Source organism: Magnetospirillum sp. XM-1 (genome assembly GCF_001511835.1).
GTDB lineage: Bacteria > Pseudomonadota > Alphaproteobacteria > Rhodospirillales > Magnetospirillaceae > Phaeospirillum.
Genome location: NZ_LN997848.1, coordinates 1,094,085 through 1,114,981 on the forward strand (window position 1 = coordinate 1,094,085; position 20,897 = coordinate 1,114,981).

The window sequence follows — 20,897 nt, forward strand, 5'->3', positions numbered from 1 at the left end:
CCCAGCGTACGTCATGGCCGCCAAGGTCGTAAATCTGATCGGGAGCCGTTTCACGGATCACATCATGGCCAGCGGTCAGAGTGCCGCGCAAACAGGCCGGACACATGACTGCACCCGACCGGGGCGTCAGCGCGAAAAAATCTCCTTGCAACGCAGGGGCTGTCCACACATGACGCACGACGCGACCAGCGGCCATTGAGGCCGCGGCCAAGCGCGCGGAAGGCGCGCGCTAAGGCCACGGGGCAAACATAAGGCTAGGCAAGCTTGCCTAGCGCCGTTCGGCGAAGAAGGCCCTGAGCAGGTCCGCCGAGCGGCTTTCCTCCAGCCCGCCGTAGATTTCGGGGCGGTGGTGGCAGGTGGCGTGGTCGAAGACCTTGGCGCCGTGCTCCACCCCGCCGCCCTTGGGGTCGTAGGCGCCGAAATAGAGCCGCCTTATCCGAGCCAGCGAGATGGCCGCCGCGCACATGGGGCAGGGTTCCAGGGTGACGTAGAGGTCGCAATCATCGAGCCGCTTGTCGCCGAGAAGGGTCGTGGCGGCGCGCAAGGCCAGCATCTCGGCATGCGCCGTGGGGTCGCCCAGCTCCTCGACCCGGTTGCCGGCGCGCGCGATGACCTCGCCGTCCCGGACCACCACCGTGCCCACCGGCACCTCGCCGCGGGCGCCGGCCGCTTCGGCCTCGGCCAGGGCCTGGGCCATGAAGCCGGCCATCAGCGCTTGGCCGCCACCAGATCGGTCTTGGCGATGCGGCGCAGGGAGACTTCCAGCCGGGCGTCGGCCTTGGCGATCTCCATCAGGGCGTCGCGGGTGAAGTCGATATGGGCTTCCGCCGCGGCCTTGGCGGCGTCGGGGTCGCCGGCCATCACCGTCAGGTAGACGGCGCGGTGCTGCTCCAGCAGCAATTCCCGCACGCCCTGGCGCTGGTACAGCTTGGCGCGGTTGTAGAACACGTCCTTGCGCAGCATGTCCGACAGCGAGCGCATGATGTGCAGCATCACCAGATTGTGCGACGCCTCGTAGACGGCCAGATGGAAGTCGGCGTCGGTTTCGGCCTCGTCGCTGGAATCGTCCTTCTGGTGGGCGATTTCCATCTTCTCGAAGCATTCGCGGATCAGGTCGCGGTCCACGTCGGTGCCGCGCAGGGCCGCGAAATAGGCGGCCGAGCCCTCGACGTAGCGGCGGAATTCCAGATAGTCGAAGGTGGTTTCCGGCCGGGACGCCAGGGCGGAATACAAGGGCTCGGTAAAGCCCTCGCCCAGCAGGGGGGCGACATAGGTGGCGCCGCCGCGCCCGGATTTCAGCAGGCCGCGGTTTTCCAGCTTCTCCAGCGCCTCGCGAAGAGAGGGCCGTGACACGTCGAAGCGCTGGGCCAGCTCGCGCTCGGCCAGCAGGCGTTCCCCTGGCCGCAGGCTGCCCTCGAGGATAAGCTGTTCCAAATGGTCGGCAATGGTATCGGCCAGCTTGGCCGGCCTGATCGGTTCCGTCATGTCCTGCCCTCTGCGTGAAGGTTTTGTCTACCTCCACCTTCCGCGCATGTAAAGCCGCCTCTGTTTAATGGTAAGCTCAAAGCTCCTGTTTACAAGGCTGGTAAAAAGAATTATCCAGCGCTTCGTCAACGATCAACATGGTGAACCATGATCCCTTCCGCCTCGGGCAAGCCTCCCTTCGCCAAGCTTCTGGTCGCCAATCGCGGCGAGATCGCCATCCGCATCTGCCGTGCCGCCACCGAATTGGGGCTGGGCACCGTGGCGGTCTATTCCACCGAGGACCGCTTCGCGCTCCACCGCTTCAAGGCGGATGAGAGCTATCTGATCGGTAAGGGAAGCGGGCCCATCGAGGCCTACCTTTCCATCGACGAGATGATCCGGGTGGGTAAGGAGGCAGGCTGCGACGCCGTGCATCCCGGCTACGGCTTCCTGTCCGAGAATCCGGACTTCGCCGACGCGGTGCGGGCGGCGGGAATGGCCTTCGTCGGCCCCTCGTCCGAGGTCATGCGCCTGTTGGGCAACAAGGTGGCGGCGCGCGCCCTGGCGGAAAAGGCCGGGGTGCCGGTGATGCCCGCCACCGGGCCGCTGCCCGCCGATCTGGGCGAGTGCAAAAATCTGGCGGCGGCCGTCGGCTATCCCCTGATGCTCAAAGCCAGCTGGGGCGGCGGCGGACGCGGCATGCGGGTGATCGAGGCCGAGTCCGAGCTGGAGGAACTGCTGGCGGTGGCGCGGCGCGAGGCCAAGGCGGCGTTTGGCAACGACGAGGTCTACCTGGAAAAGCTGGTGCGCCGGGCGCGGCACGTGGAGGTGCAGATCCTGGGCGATTCCCAGGGCAATCTGGTGCATCTCTACGAGCGTGACTGCTCGGTGCAGCGCCGTAACCAGAAGGTGGTCGAGCGCGCCCCTGCGCCCTATCTCGACGGCCGCCAGCGGGCGGAATTGTGCGAGACCGCCGTGCGTCTGGCCCGCGCCGCCGGTTACGAGAACGCCGGCACCGTCGAGTTCCTGATGGACATGGAGACGGGGTCTTTCTACTTCATCGAGGTTAACCCGCGCGTCCAGGTGGAGCACACGGTGACCGAGGTGGTCACCGGCATCGACATCGTCAAGGCGCAGATCAGGATCGCCGGCGGCGCTCCCATCGGCGCGCCGGGCTCGGACGTGCCGCGTCAGGCGGACATTCCCTTGAACGGCCACGCCATCCAGTGCCGCATCACCACCGAGGACCCGGCCAACAGCTTCATCCCCGATTACGGCCGCATCACCGCCTATCGCGGCGCCAACGGCTTCGGCATCCGCCTGGACGGCGGCACGGCGTTCTCGGGCGCGCTGATCACCCGGCACTACGATTCGCTCCTAGAGAAGGTCACCGCCTGGGCCCCCACCCCGGAAGAGGCCATCGCCCGCATGGACCGCGCCCTGCGCGAGTTCCGCATCCGCGGCGTCGCCACCAACCTCACCTTCCTAGAAGCGGTGATCGAGCATCCCAAATTCGTGGGCTGCGCCTACACCACCCGCTTCATCGACGAGACGCCGGAGTTGTTCGCCCGCCAGGACCGCCGCGACCGCGCCACCAAGGTGCTGTCCTTCATGGGCGACGTCATGGTCAACGGCAACCCGGACGTAATGGGCCTGAAGCGCCCCGTCCTCGGCCACCGTCCCGATTTGCCGCCCGTGCCGGCGGCCAAGCCGCCCGAGGGCACCAAGCAACTGCTCGACACGCTGGGCGCGGAAGGCTTGGGCAAGTGGATGCTGGAGCAAAAGCGCGTGCTGGTCACCGACACCACCATGCGCGACGCCCACCAGTCGCTGTTCGCCACCCGCATGCGCAGCCACGACATGCTGGCCGCCGCTCCGGCCTATGCCCGGTTGCTGCCCGGCCTGTTCTCGGTGGAATGCTGGGGCGGCGCCACCTTCGACGTGGCCATGCGCTTCCTGCGCGAGGACCCGTGGGAGCGCCTGCGGGCGTTGCGCGCCGCCATGCCCAACCTGCTTTTGCAGATGCTGCTGCGCTCGGCCAACGCGGTGGGCTACACCAACTACCCCGACAACGTGGTGAAGCACTTCGTCGCCCAGGCGGCGTCCAATGGCGTCGACGTGTTCCGCGTCTTCGACTCGCTCAACTGGGTCGACAACATGCATGTGGCCATCGACGCGGTGCGGGACTCGGGCAAGGTGTGCGAGGCGGCCATCTGCTACACCGGCGACATCTTCGATGCCGCCCGGCCCAAATACGACCTCAAATACTACGTGGCCATGGCCAAGGCGCTGGAGAAGGCCGGCGCCCACATCCTCGGCATCAAGGACATGGCGGGTCTGGCCCGGCCGCGCGCCATCTCGGCCCTGGTCACCGCGCTGAAGCAGGAGGTGGGCCTGCCCATCCACTTCCACACCCACGACACCTCGGGCCTGTCGGCGGCCTCTGTCCTGGCCGCCGTCGACGCCGGGGTGGATGCGGTGGACGCCGCCATGGATGCCATGAGCGGCCTGACCAGCCAGCCGCCCTTGGGCTCCATCTGCGCGGCGCTTTCCGGCCACGACCGCGATCCCGGCCTGGACCAGGGGGCGCTGAACGGCCTGTCGCGCTACTGGGAGGGCGTGCGCACGCTCTACGCCCCCTTCGAGGCCAACATCCGGTCGGGCACCGCCGAGGTCTACGGCCACGAGATGCCGGGCGGCCAGTACACCAATTTGCGCGCCCAGGCGAGATCGCTGGGCGTCGAGCAGCACTGGGACTGGGTGGCCAAGGCCTATGCCGACGTCAATTCCATGTTCGGCGACGTGGTCAAGGTGACGCCCACCTCCAAGGTGGTGGGCGACATGGCCCTGATGATGGTGACCAGCAGCCTTAGCCCTGAGGACGTGCTGGACCCGGAGCGTGAGATCGCCTTCCCCGAATCCGTGGTGTCGTTCTTCAAGGGCGACCTGGGCCAGCCCGTCGGCGGCTTCCCGGCCGCCTTGCAGAAGAAGGTGCTGGGATCGGCCAAGCCCATCACCGTGCGGCCCGGCGCGGTGTTGCCCGCCGCCGACCTGGCGGCCGTGCGCGAGGAGGCCGAGAAGAAGGCGGGCCGCAAGCTGTCCGAGGCGGAGCTGGCCTCCTGGCTGATGTATCCCAAGGTGTTCGCCGAGTTCGCCCTTCACCAGCGGCAATACGGCGACGTCTCGGCCCTTCCCACCGACGTGTTCTTCTGGGGTATGTCGCCCGGCCAGGAGATCAGCATCGACCTGGAAAAGGGCAAGAGCCTGATCGTCCGGTACCTCGCCACGGCGGAGGCCGAGGAGGACGGCTCGCGCAAGGTGTTCTTCGAACTGAACGGCCAGCCGCGCACCGTGCGCGTCTTCGACCGCAAGGTGGCGCCCGCCCGCATGGCACGGCCCAAGGCCGAGGCCGGCAATGCCGACCATGTGGGCGCGCCCATGCCGGGTCTGGTGGTCTCCGTCGCCGTCCATGCCGGCCAAGCGGTGGAAAAGGGCGACCTGCTGGTCTCCATCGAGGCCATGAAGATGGAGACATTGGTGCGCGCCGAACGGGTCGGCACCGTCGCCTCCATCGCCGTCACCCCCGGCACTCAGGTGGAGGCCAAGGACCTGCTGGTAGTATTGGGAGGGTAGCTTCTCGCCTTGCCTTGCCGTCGTGAATGTGGCACTTCCGCTCCCGAGGGCGAATCCGTCGGGAGCGGAGGAGCGGCGTGCGGGGAGTTGATGTGAACGGGGATGCGGAGCGGTCCTACCGGGTGACGGTCCGCGCCTTGGGCATGCTGGCGCTGGTGCTGCTGGCCTATCCGCTGGCGCGTTTGTTCTGGGATTTCGAGATCGACAACACCGAGGGCTGGAACGCCTATTACCAGCTGCGCGCCCTGGCCGGCGAGTCGCTCTACGCCTCGGGCTCGCCCTATTTCTTCAACAATTATCCGCCGCTGTCGTTCTATCTGGTCGGCGTCCTGTCCAAGCTGGTGGGCGACGTCAACCTGGCCGGCCGCCTGGTGTCTTACGCATCGACGGCGGCCGTCTGCCTGGCGGTGCGCTCTATCGTCCGCTCGGCGGGGGGATCGAGGCTGGACGGCTGGTTCGCCGCCGTGACCTGCGCCCTGTTCTTCGCCTGCCTGCTGACCGACCACGTGGGCAAGAACAATCCGCAATTGCTGGCCCACGCCTTCGTGCTGGGCGGTCTGGCGGTCTATTTGGGCGGCGAGATGGACGCGCGCCGCGCGGCGCTCACCGCCTTGCTGTTCTCGGCCGGAATGCTGGTCAAGCACAGCCTGGTCTGCCTGCCCCTGCTGATCGCCGTCGACATCCTGGTGCGTGGACCGGGCCGCGCCCGGCTGGCCTATTTCGCCACCGGCACCGCCCTGGCGGCGGCCAGCGGCGTCTTGCTGGGCCCGCCCTTCTTCGCCCAGTTGCTGGCGTCGCGCACCTGGGACCTCACCCGGGCCTTCCTGTTCACCACCGAGATTCTCGGCCAGTTCCAGGCTCCCCTGGCAGTGGTCGGCCTGGGGCTGCTGGCGGCGCGGCGCACCCGGCCGGCCGGGCTGATCCTGGCCTATCTGGTCTGCAGCCTGGCCCTGGGCGCGGGGTTCTCCGGCGGGGCGGGAACCGACGTCAACGTCTATTTCGACGCCTATGTCGCCCTGGCCATCGGCGCCGGCCTGGTGCTGCATCTGGCGCCCTATCCCATGGCGCGGCCGGTGATGGCGCTGGTCATCAATGCCGGCGTGCTGGCCTACGCTCCCGCCGCCCTGGGGCGGTTCGGGGTGGAGGCTCTGGGCGAGCTGGCCAATCGCGAGGCCATGTTCCACGATGACGTGGCCTATCTGAAGGGCATCAAGGGCACGGCGCTGTGCCAGTCGCACCTGTTGTGCCTCAGGGCCGGCAAGCCGGCCTTCTACGATCCGATCAACTCCCTGCAGGCCATGACCATGGGCCGCCTGCCCGCCGACACCCTGACCGGCATGCTGAAGCGCCGCGAGATCGCCGTGGTGGAACTGGTCGACCCCCCCAAGCATACCGAGGACGACAATCCCGGCGCCCTGGTGCCGCCCGCCCGCTGGCAGGATTTCCAGGACGAGGTGTTCGCCGTGCTGCGCGAGGAATACGAGCTGGACCGGGTCAGCCTGTCGGGCCGCTTCTATCGTCCGAAGAAGCGGGATACCTGACCCCGGTCAGCACCAGCCCGGCGGCCGGTGCGGTGGGGCCGCCCTTGGTGCGGTCCCTGGCGTCGAGCGCCCGGGTCATGTCGTCGGGGCTCCACTTGCCCTCGCCCACCAGCTTCAAGGTGCCGACCATGTTGCGCACCTGATGGTGCAGGAACGAGCGGGCCGCCGCCACGATGCGGATCTCGTCTCCCACCCGCGTCACGTCCAGCACGTCCAGCGTCTTCATGGGGCTTTTGGCCTGGCACTCGCTGGCGCGGAAGGTGGTGAAGTCGTGATGGCCGAGCAGCCGGCGCGCTCCTTCGGCCATGGCATCGGCGTCCAGCGCCACCGGCACCCACCAGGCGCGGTGCTGCTCCAGCGCCAAAGGCGCGCGGCGGTTGACGATGCGGTAGAGATAGGCCCGTCCCGTCGCCGAGAAACGGGCGTGGAAGTCCTCGCCGACCAACTCGGCGGCGACCACCGCCACCGGCTTGGGCTTCATGTGGTAGTTGAGCGCGTCCCGGACCGTGTCGGCGGGATAGTCGCGGGGCAGGTCCACATGGGCCACCTGGCCGGTGGCGTGGACTCCGGCGTCGGTGCGCCCCGCCGCGTGCAGGGTGCAGGGCTGGCCGCAGAGCTTCTCCACCGCCGCTTCCAGCACGCCCTGCACCGACATTCCCTTGTCCTGGCGCTGCCAGCCGTTGAAGGGGGTGCCGTCGTATTCGACGAGCAGGCGGTAGCGAGGCATTAGCCCAGCACCGTGCCCTTGGGGATGGCGTGGCCGCGCAGCATTTCGGCGACGCTCATGGCGGCCTTGCCGGCCCGCTGCACCTTCAGGGGGCGCAGCGCGAACTTGCCGCAGGCGACGCTCAGCTGGTCGTCGAGCACCGTTCCGGGCGCTGCCGTGCCGGGAACCACCGCCGCCTCGATGACCTTGACCCGTTCGGCCCCCATCTCGAACCACACGCCGGGCCAGGGATTGAGCGCGCGCACCTTGCGGTCCAGCTCCACCGCCGATTGGCGCCAGTCCAGCAGGCCCTCCTCCTTGGCCAGCTTGTGGGCGTAGGTCACGCCCTCGGCCGGCTGCGGCGTGGCGGGCACGGGCTCCTCGTTTTCCAGCTTGCCCACGACCTCGACGATCATGCGCGCGCCCATGGCGGCCAGCATGTCGTGCAGCCAGGAGGCGGTGCAGTCGGGCAGCAGCAGGATGCTTTCCTTGGCCAGCATGGCCCCGGTGTCCAGGCCCGCATCCATCTGCATGATGGTGATTCCGGTTTCCTGGTCGCCGGCCAGGATGGCCCGCTGGATGGGCGCCGCGCCGCGCCAGCGCGGCAGCAGCGAGGCATGGACGTTGAGACAGCCCAGACGCGGCGCGTCCAGCACCGCCTGGGGCAGGATCAGGCCATAGGCGGCGACCACCGCCACGTCGGCCTCCAGCGCCGCGAACTCGGAGTAAGCTTCGGGGGATTTCAGGCTCTTTGGCGTGCGCACCGGAATACCCCGCTCGTGGGCGAAGGCATGAACCGGCGTCAGCTGCTCCTTGTGGCCGCGTCCGGCGGGCCGGGGCGGCTGGGAGTAGACGCAGATCACCTGATGCCCGGCCTCGATCAGCGAGCCGAGGATGGGGACCGAGAAATCGGGGGTCCCCATGAACACCAGCTTCATTGCGCGTCCTTCCGCGCCTTGAGCAGCTTGCGCAGGATCATGTTGCGCTTCAGGGACGACAGGTGGTCGATGAACAAGACGCCGTCCAGGTGGTCCATCTCGTGCTGCACCACGGTGGCCAGCAGGCCGTCGGCGTGGATTTCCCGCTTGGCCCCGGTCTCGTCGAGATAGCGGACCTTGACCGCGGCCGGGCGCACCACGTTGGAATAGTGCTCGGGTACCGACAGGCAGCCTTCCTCGTAGGTGTTGTCCTCTTCGGACGCCCAGACGATCTCGGGATTGGCCATGCGGATGGGGGAGCGGTCCTCCTCCTTGCGGCCGATATCCATGACGATGACCCGCTCCAGCACGCCGATCTGCGGCGCCGCCAGCCCGATTCCGGGCGCGTGGTACATGGTTTCCAGCATGTCGTCCATCAGGGCGCGGACGCGGTCGTCCACTGCGGCGACGGGCTTGGACTTGGATTTCAGCACCGGATCGGGCGCGGTCAGGATGGGCAGCAAGGCCATGGCGGAACCTTCGATCGAATCTCTTACGTCCGACATAGGCCCGGTCGCGGGCGAGGTCAAGCGTCGCGCCAAGACGGCTTGTCGCGCCGATAGCAAATTATGCGCATTTTATGTTATTCCTTGTGCCGGGCCTGTCGGGAGTGTGCGGTCATGAACGTGTCCATCGGGGAGCGTTGGGAGAGTTTCGTCGAGCTGGCGGTGCGGACCGGGCGCTACGGCTCGGCCAGCGAGGTGGTGCGCGAAGGCCTACGGCTGGTCGAAGAGCGCGAAATGAAGCTGGCGGCGTTGCGCTCGCATCTGGACGCCGCCATGGCGGCGGGCGGCGAGGTGAGCGATGCCGACCTGGACGACGCCCTGGCCCGGCGGGCCGAGGATTTGCGGCGCGGGGGAACGCCTGAGTGAGGCGGCTGGTCCTGCTGGATTACGCGCGCGATGACATGCTCGGCATTCTCGATCATGTGGCGCAAGCCAGCGGCAGCGTCGCGACAGCCATGGATTTTGTCGGCCGGTTGCGCCAGAGGTGCCGCGATCTCGCCGGTCTTCCCGGCACCCTGGGGCGGTCCCGTCCCGAACTGCGCCCGGACTTGCGCAGCATCGCTTTTCGCGGTTACGTGATCTTCTTCCGCTATGTGGATGACCGGGTCGAAGTGGTGAGCATCCTGGAAGGCCACCGCGACATCGACGCCCATTTCGACGATATGCCATGACCGAGACCGCCCCCCGTCCCCGCTTCCGCCTGTTCGTCGACGCCCCCCTGGTGGCGGGCAATGCCGTGGCGCTGACCCGTGACCAGACCCATTACATCGCCTCGGTGATGCGGGCCGAAATCGGTGAGACGGCGCTGCTGTTCAACGGAAGCGACGGCGAGTGGCTGGCGCGCGTCGCCTCGCTGGCCAAGGCCGGCGCCGCCCTGGTGCCCGAAAGCCAGATCCGTCCCCAGGCGGCCGAGCCCGACCTTTGGCTGCTGGCGGCGCCGTTGAAGAAGGACCGCACCGATCTGGTGGTGGAGAAGGCGGCGGAACTGGGTGTTTCGCGCCTGTGGCCGGTGTTCACTCGGCGCACCAATGCGGGCCGGGTCAATGCCGAGCGGCTGCGCGCCCATCTGGTCGAAGCCGCCGAGCAGTGCGAGCGCCTCACGATCGCCGAGCTGGCCGAACCGGCGCCGCTGGACAAGGTGCTGGCGTCGTGGCCCGCCGAAAGGGTGCTGCTGTTCCTCGACGAAGGCGGCGGCGGCCCGCCCTTGGCCCAGGTGCTGAACGGCCTGCCCCCCGGTCCGCTGGCCCTGCTGGTCGGGCCCGAGGGCGGCTTCGACCCGGACGAGCGCCGGATGATCGCCGCCAAGCCCTTCGCCCGTGCCGTGGGGCTGGGGCCGCGCATTCTCAGGGCCGAGACGGCGGCCATCGCCGCTTTGGCGGTGGTGCAGGCGCTGGCCGGCGATTGGGGAGCCGGGCCTAGGGCTTCTTCCTGAGCCACTCGCCCAGTTCGGCGGCGGGCAGCGGCGGGCTGAAGTAATAGCCCTGGATCTGGCCGCAGCCGGCGGCGCGCAGGAACTCCATCTGCTCGGCGGTTTCCACCCCTTCTGCCACCACGTCCAGATTGAGGCCGCGGGCCAGGTCGAGGATGGCCCGCACGATGGCGGCGTCCTCGGGGTCGTCGGGCAGGTCCATGACGAACGAGCGGTCGATCTTCACGGTGCTGATGGGGAAGCGCTTCAGGTAGGCCAGGCTGGAATAGCCGGTGCCGAAATCGTCGAGCGAGATGCGCAGGCCGAGAGCGCGCAGCCGCTGCAAGATCACGATGGCCCGGCGGGGCTCGTCCATCACCGAGCCTTCGGTCAGCTCGATCTCGAGCGCGCTGCCCGGCACCTTGCAGCGTTGAAGGATCGCCTCGATGCGCTGGGGCAGCTTGTCGTCGTGGAACTGCCGCGCCGACAGGTTGATGGCGACCTTGGCCTGGATTCCGGCCTTGCGCCACTGGGCCAGATGGCGGCAGGCCTCCTCGACCACCCAATAGCTGAGAGGAATGATCAGGCCGCTTTCCTCGGCCAGCGGGATGAACTCCATGGGCGGAATCCACCCCTGCTCGGGATGGTTCCAGCGCAGCAGCGCCTCCAGCCCGGCCAGGGCGCCGGTCTCCACCACCACCTTGGGCTGGTAGTGCAGTTCCAGCTGGCCGGCTTCCATGGCCTGGCGCAGCTGCGCCTCCAGTTCCAGGCGGCGCACCGCCAGCGCATTCATGGAGCGGTCGAAGAAGCGGAAGCAGCTGCGGCCCGCCGCCTTGGCCTGGTACATGGCGGTGTCGGCGTTCTTCAGCAAGGTGGCGGCGTCCTCGCCGTCCTGGGGAAAGACGGCGATGCCGATGCTGGTGCCCGTGTGCACCGCCTTGCCCGACAGCCGCAGGGGCTTGCTCAGGCTGGCGATGATCTTCTCGGCCACCAGCGCCACCTCGGTGCTGTCGCTGAAGGTGCCCAGCACCACCACGAACTCGTCGCCGCCCAGGCGCGACACGGTGTCGCTCTTGCGCACCGTCTGGCCGATGCGCCGGGCCACCTCCACCAGCAGCTTGTCGCCCTCGTGGTGGCCCAGGCTGTCGTTGACGATCTTGAAGCGGTCGAGGTCGAGGAACAGCACCGCCACCTGGGCCTGGGTGCGCCGGGCCATCTCCATGGCATGGTCCAGGCGGTCGCCCAGCAGGAAGCGGTTGGGCAGGCCGGTCAGGGCGTCGTGATAGGCCTGATGGCGGATCTGGTCGTCCTTGCGCCGCAATTCGGTGACGTCGGAGAACACCGCCACGAAGCGGGCCGGCTTGCCGTCGGGGCCGTTGACGGCGCTGATGGTCAGCCATTCCAGATAGGCCTCGCCGTCCTTGCGTCGGTTCCACAATTCGCCGCGCCACTCCCCCCTGGCCCGCAGGTCGGCCCACATGGCGCGGTAGAAGTTCTGGTCCTGATGATGGGATTTGAGGATGGCCGGGGTCTTGCCGATCACCTCGCAGCCAGCATAGCCGGTAATGCGGGTGAAGGCGGGGTTCACCGACACGATGGTGCCGTCGATGTCGGTGACGACGATGCCTTCCTGGGTGGAATCGAAGACGCCAGCGGCCAGGCGCATCTGGGCCTCGGCCTGATGGCGCTCGGAGATGTCGCGCCACGAGCAGTAGATGGAGGGCTTGCCCTGCAGCAAGGTGGCCGACAGGGTGACCTCGGCGGGAAGGAGGCTGCCGTCGCGGCGCTTGTGCGTCCATTCGAACCGGTGCAGCCCGTTGGCCATGGTCAGCCCCATCATCCGCTCGGCCTTGGTGAACGAGGCTTCGCCGTCGGGCTGGAATTCCGGCGACAATTCGGATGGGTGGACGTTCTTCAGCGAGTCCTCGTCGGGATAGCCCAGGATGGCGACGGCCGCCCGGTTGCATTCCACGAAGCGGTTGTCCTGGATGATCCAGGTGGGGTCGGGCGACAGCTTGAACAGATTGCGGAAGCGCTCCTCGCTCTCCACCAGATGGCGCTTGGCGGCCGCCGCGTCCGAGATGTCGCGCAACACCGCGACGCAGAAGCTTTCTCCGTCGCCCTGGAACATGGAGGCGCCGACTTCCATCTCGAACCGGCTGCCGTCGCGGCGCAGGCCGGTGGCGGCGTAGAAGGACGGCGCATCGATTCCCGTGGCGCGGCGGCGGATGAATTCGCCGATCCGCTCGCGCTCCTCCGGGGCCAGGGTGTCGAGGACCCGCTTGCCGGCCATGTCGTCGGCGGAAGCGTAACCGAACAGCCGGGCGAAGGCGGGATTGGCCACCACGATGGTGCCGTCGCGGTGGGCGCAGATGGCGTCGACCGCACTATGGAACAATCCCTTGATGGTCTGGCTCACATCCATGGGAACCCGACGCGCCTCCTTCGGCTTGCTCTTTGCCGGCCTAGGGATAAGGCCGGGTGGCGGGGGCGTCCAGCCCCATTCACGGGCGCCGATTTTCCGCGGGAGCCTGTTGTCCCTTGGCCGCTGAATCATTCTGCGGGCAATGAGCGCCGCATGGTGCGGATCGAAAAGTGACGCCGTGTGAATGTACTGTAAATCTCGGTTACTTTCGTGATTATGTCATTTTAGATTTGTTTCTATATTTTGCCGGTCTGTTTCTGCGGCATGGCTATGCATATTTTTCGATTCATTCTTATCTGTGTGCTATTTAATCTCACAGCCTAATGGCCTATGTTTTATGCATATGGCATGCATTTCGTATCGGAGGTCGGCAATGCCGGGTATCGCGACCATTAAAGGGAAGTTGACCGTTCTTGCCGCGGCGACAGCCGCAGCCCTGGTCGGCATTTCGCTGGGCTGGGGCGTCGTGCTGGGCGAGCTCAAGGTCAATGGGCCTGTCTATGGCCGCATCATTCAGGCCAAGGATCTGGTCGCCGACATTCTGCCGCCGCCGGAATACATCATCGAATCCTACCTGACGGCGTCGCAGGCCCTGGCCGCCGGTCCGGCCGAACTGGCGTCGCTCAAGGAAACCATGGCGCGGCTGCGCAAGGATTACGACGACCGTCACAAATATTGGCAGGATCAGACCCTGGACGCCTCGGTTCGCGATGGCCTGCTGGTGGAATCCTACAAGCCGGCGGTGCAGTTCTATGAACAGGTTTTCGCCGGCTTCTTTCCGGCGTTGGAGAAGGGGGACCGTGACGCGGCCCAGGCGTCCTTCGCGGTTCTGACGGGGCTCTACGCCAAGCATCGCGCCGCCATCGACACCCTGGTGACGCGCTCGGACGCCCTGTCCAAGGCGGTTGAAGCCCAGGCCGCCGATCAGGAATCCACCTACAAGCTGCTGGTGGTGGCCTTCACCATCCTGGCGGCCCTGGCGACCCTGGCCCTGGTGGTCGGCATGGCGCGGGCGATCATCGCCCCCATGGCCCGGCTGGGCGAGGCGGTCGGCCGGCTGGGTGGCGGCGCGCTGGACGTCCGGGTGCCGGAAACCGGGCGCGCCGACGAGATCGGCCCCCTGGCCCGCGCCCTGGACGGCTGGCGTCAAGGCCTGATCGAGGCGGAGGCCCGCCGCCGCGCCGAGCAGGAGGAGCAGGCCCGCATTCAGGTCCGCCAGCAGCGGGTCGAGGCGGCGACGCGGCGTTTCGACACCGCGGTGATGGCCATGCTGGGGCGGATCAAGGGCTCGGTCGAGCATCTGCATACCGCCTCCAACAGCCTGTCGGCCAACGCCGCACAGACCCATGTGCAGGGCGCCGCCGTGTCCGCCGCCACCGAGCAATCGGCGGCCAGCGTGGAAAGCGTCGCCTCGGCCGGTTGCGAACTGACCGCTTCCATCGACGAGATTTCGTCGCAGGTTCACCGCTCCAGCACCATCGTCGAGGCGGCGTCCCGCGAGGCCGAGGCCGCCAATGGCCGCATCTCGGGACTGACCGAGGCGGTGGAGCGTATCGGCCAGGTGCTGGGCCTGATCAACGACATCGCGTCGCAGACCAATCTGCTGGCCTTGAACGCCACCATCGAATCGGCCCGGGCCGGCGAGGCGGGCAAGGGCTTCGCCGTGGTCGCCCACGAAGTGAAGAACCTGGCCGGGCAGACGTCGCGCGCCACCGAGGACATCGCGCGCCAGATCGCCGCCGTGCAGGAGGAAGCCGGGTCGGCGGTGTCCGCCCTGGCCTCCATCGCCGAGACCATCGTCCGCATCAACGAGATGTCGTCCTCCATCGCCGGGGCGGTGGAGCAGCAGGGCGCGGCGGCGGCGGAAATCTCGCGCAACGTCCAGCAGGCCGCCGCCGGCTCGCGCGAGGTGGTGCATAACATCACCGGCGTGGTGGGGGCCGCCGAGGAGACCGGGGCCATGGCCCGCGCGGTGTTCGAGGCCGCCAACCAGCTGCTGGGCGAAAGCGCCGACCTGGAGCGCGAGGTCGCCTCCTTCCTGAAGGAAATGGCCGCCTGAGGGCATGACTCTTGGAATCGGGGGGCGGCTGGTGCCATGATGCCGCCCCCGTTTCCATGAGGTCCAGACGCCCATGCCGCCCCGCGCCAATCCCTTGAAGCTCAATCCGCTGCAATTGAAGACCCTGGTGCTGTTCCAGGAACTGGCCCGCCATCCCGAGACCTCCACCCGCATGGACAGCGGCGAGGTGTTCCTGTCGGCCCTGCCCCATCCCCATGGCAACCACTTCCACGTGGGCCGCAAGGTGGTGATGAGCAAGGACGCCAGCGGCCTCGCCAACGGCGCGGTGTGGGTGGCCCTGGAGCGCAAGGGCCTGATCCGCGCCAGCTTCCCCATGGCGGTGACGCTGACCCCCGCCGGGCTGGACTACGAGACCGGCATCACCGATCAGATCCTGCACGGCTCGGATCACTAATTTTCCGCCCCTCTGCCTAAGCGGGTGCTCGCGCACCCTTGGCCGCCGCCTCAATGGCGGCAGGAGAAAGGATTGCCGGTTTCATGTCCTATACCGTCCGCGAAATCTTCCACACCCTGCAGGGCGAAGGGGTGCAGGCGGGCCGCCCGGCGGTCTTCCTGCGCTTTGCCGGCTGCAATCTGTGGAGCGGGCGCGAAGAGGACCGCGCCGACGCGACCTGCCGCTTCTGCGACACCGACTTTGTCGGCGGCGAGAAGTTCGCCGACGCGGCCGCCCTGGCCGACGCGGTGCTGGCGGCGGGCGGCGACACCCGCTACGTGGTGGTGACCGGCGGCGAGCCGGGCCTGCAATTGGATACGGCGCTGGTCCGGGCGCTGCACGCCCGGGGCTTCCAGATCGCCATCGAGACCAACGGCACGGTGGACCTGCCCGGCGGCATCGACTGGGTGTGCGTCAGCCCCAAGGCCGGAACCGGATTGAAGACCACGCGGGGCGACGAGTTGAAGCTGGTCTTCCCGCAAGCGGGCGCCGCGCCTGAGGATTTCGAGTCCCTGGACTTCGCCCATTTCCTGCTGCAGCCCATGGACGGGCCGGACCGCGAGGCCAATACGCAAGCCGCAATCGCGCATTGCTTGACTCATCCGCGCTGGCGGCTCAGCTTGCAGACCCACAAATTGCTGGGAATTCCCTGATGTCCACCTTCCGCGTCCGCCGCCGCATCGAGATCGACGCCGGCCATCGCATCATGACCCACGGCTCCAAGTGCCGGAACCTGCACGGCCACCGCTACGTGGTCGAGGTGGAGTGCGAGGCCAGCCACCTGCATCCCAGCGGCGAGCAGACCGACATGGTGGTGGATTTCGGCTTCCTCAAGGATGAGATGATGCGCCTGATCGACGCGCCTTGCGATCACGGCTTCATCGCGGCGTCGGCCGATGCCGACTTGCTGGCCCTATTCGCCCCGGAGGACGGCGGTGAAGAATGGGTCAAGGCCATCCGCGCCACGGTTGCCGCCGACGGCGCGGCGCTCACCACCGAGACCCGCATGGGCACCAAGCTCTACGTGGTGCCCTTCCAGCCCACCGCCGAATGCCTGGCCAAGCACTGGTTCGAGGTGCTGGTGGCGCCGGTGCGCAAGCGCTCGGACGCCACCGCCCGTCTGGTGGCGGTCAGGGTGTGGGAAACCCCCAACTGCATGGCCGAATACGCCCCGGCGTGAGGTGGTGGGGCATCACCCCACCCGCCCCGTCTTGATCACCTCGGCGAACCACTTGTAGCTGTCCTTGGGCGTGCGCTTCAGGGTGTCGTAATCCACCCGGATGATGCCGAAGCGCTTGGACAGGCCGTAGGCCCACTCGAAATTGTCCAGGAGCGACCACACCAGGTAGCCCTTGACGTTGCAGCCGTCCTTGACGGCGCGGGCCACCTCGGAGACGTGGTCCTTCAGGAAGGCGACGCGCTCGGCGTCGTGGATCTGGCCGTCGGGGGTGACCACGTCGTCATAGGCAGCGCCGTTCTCGGCGATGAAGACGGCCGGATTGCCGTACAGCTCCTTGAACTCGCGCAGCAGGTCGTAAAGCCCGTCGGGCTGCACCGGCCAGGCCATGGCTGTCCAGCGGTCGCAATGGGCGTCGCCCCAGAACACGTCGAAGGGGTGGCCTTCCTCGTGCTTCATGGTCATGCGGGAATAGTAGTTGATGCCCAGCATGTCGATGGGGAACTTGCAGGTCTCCATGTCGCCGGGCTTGACGATGTGGGCCATCTTTTCGGCCAGAACGTCGGGAATGGCGCCGCGCATGACGCCGTCCAAGGGCACCCGGTTCCACACCGCGTCCCAGCGGATGGCCGCCGCCCGGTTCTTGGGGTCGTCGTCCTGGGAGCGGCAGGGCTGCAGGTTGATCACCGTGCCCAGTACCGCGTCGGAATGTTCGGCCCGGATGGCGCGAAGCGCGGTGCCCTGGGCCAGATTCTGGTGGTGCAGCGCCTTCAGGATGCCGTCCTCGCCCAGCTTGTATCCGGGCGCGTGCTCGCCGATGCCGTAGCCGATGATGGCCACCACGTTCGGCTCGTTCAGCATGTACCAGTCCTTGACCCGGTCACCCAGGCGCTTGGTCGCGATGCGGGCGTATTCGGCGAAGGGGCCGACGATGTCGCGTCCCTGCCAGCCGCCCTTGTCCTCCAGCGGCTGGGGCAGGTCCCAGTGGTAGAGGCAGGCCATGGGCTTGATGCCGGCCTCCAGGATCTTGTCCACCAGCCGGTCGTAGAAATCGAGGCCCTTCTCGTTGATCCTGCCGGTTCCCGCCGGAACGATGCGCGGCCAGGCCAGCGAGAAGCGATAGGCCTGGAAGCCCGCCGCCTTCATCAGGGCGATGTCCTCGGGGTAGCGGTGGTAGTGGTCGCAGGCCACCTTGGCGCTGCTGCCATCCATGATCTTGCCGTCGGCGGTGAACTTGTCCCAGATGGTCATGCCGCGCCCGTCGGTGTCGTAGGCGCCCTCGATCTGGTAGGCGGCGGTCGAAGCCCCCCAGAAGAAATCCTTGGGGAACTGGCGCGCTCCTTGAGGGGCGGCATCGGCGGCTTTGGCGATAGTCATGGCGGCGGCTCCGGCTAGGATTTGGCGGCGGGTGAGTTTCATGATCAGGCGGTGGGGCGCTGGTGGAAGCCCGGGGGCGGCACCTCGGAGGAGGTTTCGGTCTCCACCCTGGTGACCAGGGCGGCGGTGGGGCCCCGGTGGCAGGCCTCGACCATGTCGCGGACGATGTGGGAGGGGCCGTGGAACAGGGCTTCGACCCTTCCGTCCACCAGATTGCGCACCCAGCCCGACAGCTTGCGGGCCAGGGCCTGCTCGACCGTCCAGCCACGGAACCAGACGCCCTGGACCCGGCCTTCGATCAGCACGCGAACGGTGACCTCGCCCGTCATCTCTTGGCCCTCCATGGGAATATATAACCACGGCCGCGCCCCGCTGCGAAGGGGGGATGCTTGACCGGGCTCAAGGAGGTCGGAGCCGCGATGCTGTTTCTCTTGAGGCTCCCGCTAACCGGAGCCTAAGTCCCATGAACATGATCGCCCCTGAACCCCAGGCGGAAATGCTGACCCTGCTGGAACATGCCGTCGCCGCCCACGCCAACGTGGTGCAGGTGAAGGTCGCCGGCGATCAGGCGGTGGTCGAGATCCTGGCTACCGGCACGGTGGTGGCGAGCCGCGAGATGCCGCTGGCCCGCTGCGCCGATCTGCTGCCCGCCGCCTTCAGCCTGTGCGACGAATCCGACGACTACCAGTACAACACCTCGCGCTCGGCCCGCATGACGGGGCTGAAGTCGGCGCTGCCCAAGGGGCTGACCATGGTGTTCCTGCAGTTCTTCCCGGCCCGCGACGGCCAGCGGCACCTGGTGGCGCGGCTGACCTACGACAGCGACACCTGCTGCGGCACCTGTGGCGGCTGACGCCGCCCCAGGGCCGCTGGTGCATCTCTAGCCCTTCTTGTGCTCGGGCTTGGGCCCCACCGGCCCGCCCGCATCTTTCCAGCCCTTGAAGCCGCCCTCCACATGGGCGACGGGGGCGAGGCCCATGTCCTGCACCGCCCGGGTCGCCAGGGCCGAGCGCCACGCCGACTGGCAGTAGAAGACGAAGCGCTTGGCCTGGCCGAACACCTCCTTGTAATAGGGGCTGGTGGGGTCGACCCAGAATTCCAGCATGCCCCTGGGCGCGTGGAAGGCGCCGGGGATCATGCCCTCCCTCTCCAGCTCGCGCACGTCGCGGATATCGACGAACACCACGTCGTCCCGGCCATGCATGGCGATGGCTTCCGCCGTGGGGATGGTGGTGATCAGGGCGTTGGCCTCGTCGATCAACTGACGATGAGTCTTTACCAGGGTCATGCGCGTTTCCTCATCCAGCGTTTGAGCATTGCCTTCAATTCGGTGCGGCTCTGGAACACCGGCAGCTTGGGGGCGTCCACGCGGGTGGGCTCCACCGCCAGGCCGATCTCGGTGATGTGGTCCGTCCAGTTCATGGCGCGCACGATCAGCTCCACCTCGCCCAAGGCCACCCGGTCGCCGATGCCGGGCTCGTGACCCAGCTCGCGCACCAGCCAGTCCGATGCCGACATGTCGTGATCGGCGGGGTCCACCGGCAGGCCGTAAAGCAGGGCCAGGTCCTTCATATGGGCGCCGGGTTCCAGGGCGAAATCGCCGAAGAAGCGGGAATCGGCTTCCGCCGCCGGGGCGGCCGAGGCGAACAGGCGGTCCAGATGGGGCACCCGCTCGGGGCGGGCGAACAGGAAGACGGTGTCGCCGGACTTCAACCCCTTGGCGGCGTGGGCGGAATAGGACTTCTTGTCCCTGACCACCAGCGATGGCTCGGCCCAGCGCGGCAGGCGATGGCCGCGCGCCACCAGGGAATCGGCGACGATGCGGTACGACACCAGTTCGTGGCGGGCGCCGGGGATTTCCAGCTCCATGCGCTCCACCGGACCGATGCGCTTAGGGACAATCTGGCCGAGGAAGCGGGCCACCGCGCCGATGGTCCAGCCCTGCAGCCCCAGGCTGATCAGCACCACCAGGAAGGCCAGGATGAAATAGTCGCGCCCGTGGGGCAGCCCCGCCACCATGGGCACGATGGACAGCAGCACCGAGACCGAGCCGCGCAATCCCACCCAGGCGACGAAGGCGGTCTCGTTGCGGTTGAAGCCGTAGGGCAGCAGGCAGATCCACGCCGCCAGCGGGCGGGCCACGAAGATCAGCACGGCGGCCACGCCCAGGGACTGCCAGGCGAAGGCGGGGAACTCCGCCGGCGTGGCCAGGAGGCCCAGCGTCAGGAACATGACGATCTGGGCCAGCCAGGTCAGCCCGTCCTGGAAGCGGCGCATGGTCTCGGGCGCGTTGATCCGCGCGTTGCCGGCCACCAGCCCGGCGATGTAGACGGCGAGGAAGCCGCTGCCGTGCAGTTCCTCCGTCGCGGCGAACAGCACCATGGCGAGGCTGAGCGCCGCCAGCGGCTGCAGCCCGCGCTCGAAGCCCATCTTGTTGACCGCCAGCACGATCAGCCCGCCGCCGAACATGCCGGCCACTGCGCCGATGCCGAACTTGGTGACGAACTCCATGCCGATGCCCACCGGCGAGATGGGCCCCTTGGCGACCAGCAGGCCCACCAGCGCCAGGGTCAGGAAGATGGCCATGGGATCGTTGGACCCCGATTCCACTTCCAGGGTGGAACGCACGCGGTCGCGCACATGGATGCCGCCGACGCGCAGCAGGAAGAACACGGCGGCCGCGTCGGTGGAGCTGAGGATAGCGCCCATCAGCGCCGCCTCCAGCCAGTCGAAGCCCATCAGATAATGCACCGGCACCGCAACCACGACGGTGGTCACCACCACGCCGCCGGTGGCCAGCGCCATGGCCGGCCACAGCGCGATGCGAAAGGCCTTGAGGCTGGTGTGGAACCCCGAATCGAACAGAATGATGGCCAGCGCGATGCTGCCGATCATGTAGGCGGCGTTGACGTCGTCGAACCTGATGCGGCCCAGGCCGTTCTCGCCCGCCACCAGCCCGACGCACAGGAACACCAGCAGCAGCGGCGCGCCGATGCGGAACGAGAGCAGGCTGGAGAAGATGGACAGCGCCACCAGGCCCGAAACCATCAGGATGGCGGCGTTCATGGACTCCATCATGGGTGGGCGCTTTCGATTCTCATGGAGCAAGGATAGGGGGGGGCGCGCCGCGCCGCAACCCGCCATCCCGCCTTCGCCCCATGCGCGGTGCT

20 protein-coding genes are annotated in these 20,897 nt (G+C 67.8%); 10 read left to right on the forward strand and 10 right to left on the reverse strand.

Translation table 11 applies throughout. The annotated features are described in order from the left end of the window. Positions 1 to 268 precede the first annotated feature (268 nt). Positions 269 to 709: a nucleoside deaminase gene (locus XM1_RS05220; RefSeq protein ID WP_068430818.1), complete on the reverse strand. Its 441-nt coding sequence runs from the start codon at positions 707 to 709 to the stop codon at positions 269 to 271. Next, a complete protein-coding gene (locus tag XM1_RS05225) occupies positions 709 to 1,485 on the reverse strand; it encodes an FCD domain-containing protein (protein ID WP_082700385.1) in 777 nt (258 codons plus the stop codon). Before XM1_RS05225 ends, XM1_RS05220 begins: the two co-directional genes overlap by 1 nt. 147 nt (positions 1,486 to 1,632) lie before the next feature. Here XM1_RS05225 and XM1_RS05230 point away from each other — a divergent pair, with 147 nt between their 5' ends. Together XM1_RS05230 and XM1_RS05235 are read left to right on the forward strand one after the other, a co-directional pair. Next, a complete protein-coding gene (locus XM1_RS05230; RefSeq protein ID WP_068430822.1) occupies positions 1,633 to 5,097 on the forward strand; it encodes a pyruvate carboxylase in 3,465 nt (1,154 codons plus the stop codon). Between the two features lie 92 nt (positions 5,098 to 5,189). Beyond that, a complete protein-coding gene (locus tag XM1_RS05235) occupies positions 5,190 to 6,638 on the forward strand; it encodes a glycosyltransferase 87 family protein (protein ID WP_231920691.1) in 1,449 nt (482 codons plus the stop codon). On the opposite strand, the gene truA is transcribed toward XM1_RS05235, so the two are convergent. From truA to def, 3 genes are read right to left on the reverse strand one after another with little or no spacing between them, the layout of a single operon-like run. Further along, positions 6,592 to 7,365 carry a tRNA pseudouridine(38-40) synthase TruA gene (gene truA, locus XM1_RS05240; protein ID WP_068430828.1) on the reverse strand — a complete coding sequence of 258 codons (774 nt, stop codon included), beginning with the start codon at positions 7,363 to 7,365 and terminating at the stop codon, positions 6,592 to 6,594. The genes XM1_RS05235 and truA overlap by 47 nt on opposite strands. Next, on the reverse strand, positions 7,365 to 8,282 hold the full coding sequence (gene fmt, locus XM1_RS05245) for a methionyl-tRNA formyltransferase (RefSeq protein WP_068430831.1): 918 nt from the start codon (positions 8,280 to 8,282) through the stop codon (positions 7,365 to 7,367). Before fmt ends, truA begins: the two co-directional genes overlap by 1 nt. Continuing rightward, positions 8,279 to 8,791, reverse strand: a complete 513-nt coding sequence (gene def, locus XM1_RS05250) for a peptide deformylase (protein WP_068430834.1) — start codon at positions 8,789 to 8,791, stop codon at positions 8,279 to 8,281. Before def ends, fmt begins: the two co-directional genes overlap by 4 nt. A gap of 150 nt (positions 8,792 to 8,941) precedes the next feature. Between def and XM1_RS05255 the strand changes: the two genes are divergently transcribed. From XM1_RS05255 to XM1_RS05265, 3 genes are read left to right on the forward strand one after another with little or no spacing between them, the layout of a single operon-like run. Further along, a complete protein-coding gene (locus XM1_RS05255) occupies positions 8,942 to 9,193 on the forward strand; it encodes a type II toxin-antitoxin system ParD family antitoxin (protein WP_068430837.1) in 252 nt (83 codons plus the stop codon). Beyond that, a complete protein-coding gene (locus tag XM1_RS05260; RefSeq protein ID WP_068430839.1) occupies positions 9,190 to 9,498 on the forward strand; it encodes a type II toxin-antitoxin system RelE/ParE family toxin in 309 nt (102 codons plus the stop codon). The genes XM1_RS05255 and XM1_RS05260 overlap by 4 nt, the downstream gene beginning before the upstream one ends. After that, positions 9,495 to 10,259, forward strand: a complete 765-nt coding sequence (locus XM1_RS05265) for a 16S rRNA (uracil(1498)-N(3))-methyltransferase (protein WP_068430843.1) — start codon at positions 9,495 to 9,497, stop codon at positions 10,257 to 10,259. The genes XM1_RS05260 and XM1_RS05265 overlap by 4 nt, the downstream gene beginning before the upstream one ends. On the opposite strand, the gene XM1_RS05270 is transcribed toward XM1_RS05265, so the two are convergent. Further along, complete coding sequence (locus XM1_RS05270; protein WP_068430844.1) at positions 10,243 to 12,660, reverse strand: EAL domain-containing protein; 2,418 nt, start codon at positions 12,658 to 12,660, stop codon at positions 10,243 to 10,245. The genes XM1_RS05265 and XM1_RS05270 overlap by 17 nt on opposite strands. Before the next feature lie 403 nt (positions 12,661 to 13,063). Between XM1_RS05270 and XM1_RS05275 the strand changes: the two genes are divergently transcribed. From XM1_RS05275 to XM1_RS05290, 4 genes are all read left to right on the forward strand, one after another. Next, a complete protein-coding gene (locus XM1_RS05275; RefSeq protein WP_231920692.1) occupies positions 13,064 to 14,719 on the forward strand; it encodes a methyl-accepting chemotaxis protein in 1,656 nt (551 codons plus the stop codon). Between the two features lie 73 nt (positions 14,720 to 14,792). After that, on the forward strand, positions 14,793 to 15,134 hold the full coding sequence (locus XM1_RS05280) for a hypothetical protein (RefSeq protein ID WP_068430855.1): 342 nt from the start codon (positions 14,793 to 14,795) through the stop codon (positions 15,132 to 15,134). Between the two features lie 83 nt (positions 15,135 to 15,217). After that, positions 15,218 to 15,826: a 7-carboxy-7-deazaguanine synthase gene (gene queE, locus XM1_RS05285; protein ID WP_068430858.1), complete on the forward strand. Its 609-nt coding sequence runs from the start codon at positions 15,218 to 15,220 to the stop codon at positions 15,824 to 15,826. Continuing rightward, positions 15,826 to 16,353 carry a 6-carboxytetrahydropterin synthase gene (locus XM1_RS05290; RefSeq protein WP_068430862.1) on the forward strand — a complete coding sequence of 176 codons (528 nt, stop codon included), beginning with the start codon at positions 15,826 to 15,828 and terminating at the stop codon, positions 16,351 to 16,353. The genes queE and XM1_RS05290 overlap by 1 nt, the downstream gene beginning before the upstream one ends. A gap of 12 nt (positions 16,354 to 16,365) precedes the next feature. On the opposite strand, the gene XM1_RS05295 is transcribed toward XM1_RS05290, so the two are convergent. Together XM1_RS05295 and XM1_RS05300 are read right to left on the reverse strand one after the other, a co-directional pair. Further along, positions 16,366 to 17,727: a GH1 family beta-glucosidase gene (locus tag XM1_RS05295; protein ID WP_068430865.1), complete on the reverse strand. Its 1,362-nt coding sequence runs from the start codon at positions 17,725 to 17,727 to the stop codon at positions 16,366 to 16,368. Positions 17,728 to 17,771: 44 nt separating this feature from the next. Continuing rightward, positions 17,772 to 18,056, reverse strand: coding sequence for an acylphosphatase (locus XM1_RS05300; RefSeq protein WP_082700387.1), 285 nt, complete (start codon positions 18,054 to 18,056; stop codon positions 17,772 to 17,774). 134 nt (positions 18,057 to 18,190) lie between these two features. On the opposite strand from XM1_RS05300, the gene XM1_RS05305 reads away from it, so the two are divergent. After that, a complete protein-coding gene (locus tag XM1_RS05305; RefSeq protein WP_068430871.1) occupies positions 18,191 to 18,580 on the forward strand; it encodes a hypothetical protein in 390 nt (129 codons plus the stop codon). A gap of 27 nt (positions 18,581 to 18,607) precedes the next feature. On the opposite strand, the gene XM1_RS05310 is transcribed toward XM1_RS05305, so the two are convergent. Both XM1_RS05310 and XM1_RS05315 read right to left on the reverse strand, forming a co-directional pair. After that, on the reverse strand, positions 18,608 to 19,015 hold the full coding sequence (locus tag XM1_RS05310) for a rhodanese-like domain-containing protein (RefSeq protein ID WP_068430873.1): 408 nt from the start codon (positions 19,013 to 19,015) through the stop codon (positions 18,608 to 18,610). Next, positions 19,012 to 20,793, reverse strand: coding sequence for a potassium/proton antiporter (locus XM1_RS05315; protein ID WP_231920693.1), 1,782 nt, complete (start codon positions 20,791 to 20,793; stop codon positions 19,012 to 19,014). The genes XM1_RS05310 and XM1_RS05315 overlap by 4 nt, the downstream gene beginning before the upstream one ends. Positions 20,794 to 20,897: the final 104 nt, after the last annotated feature.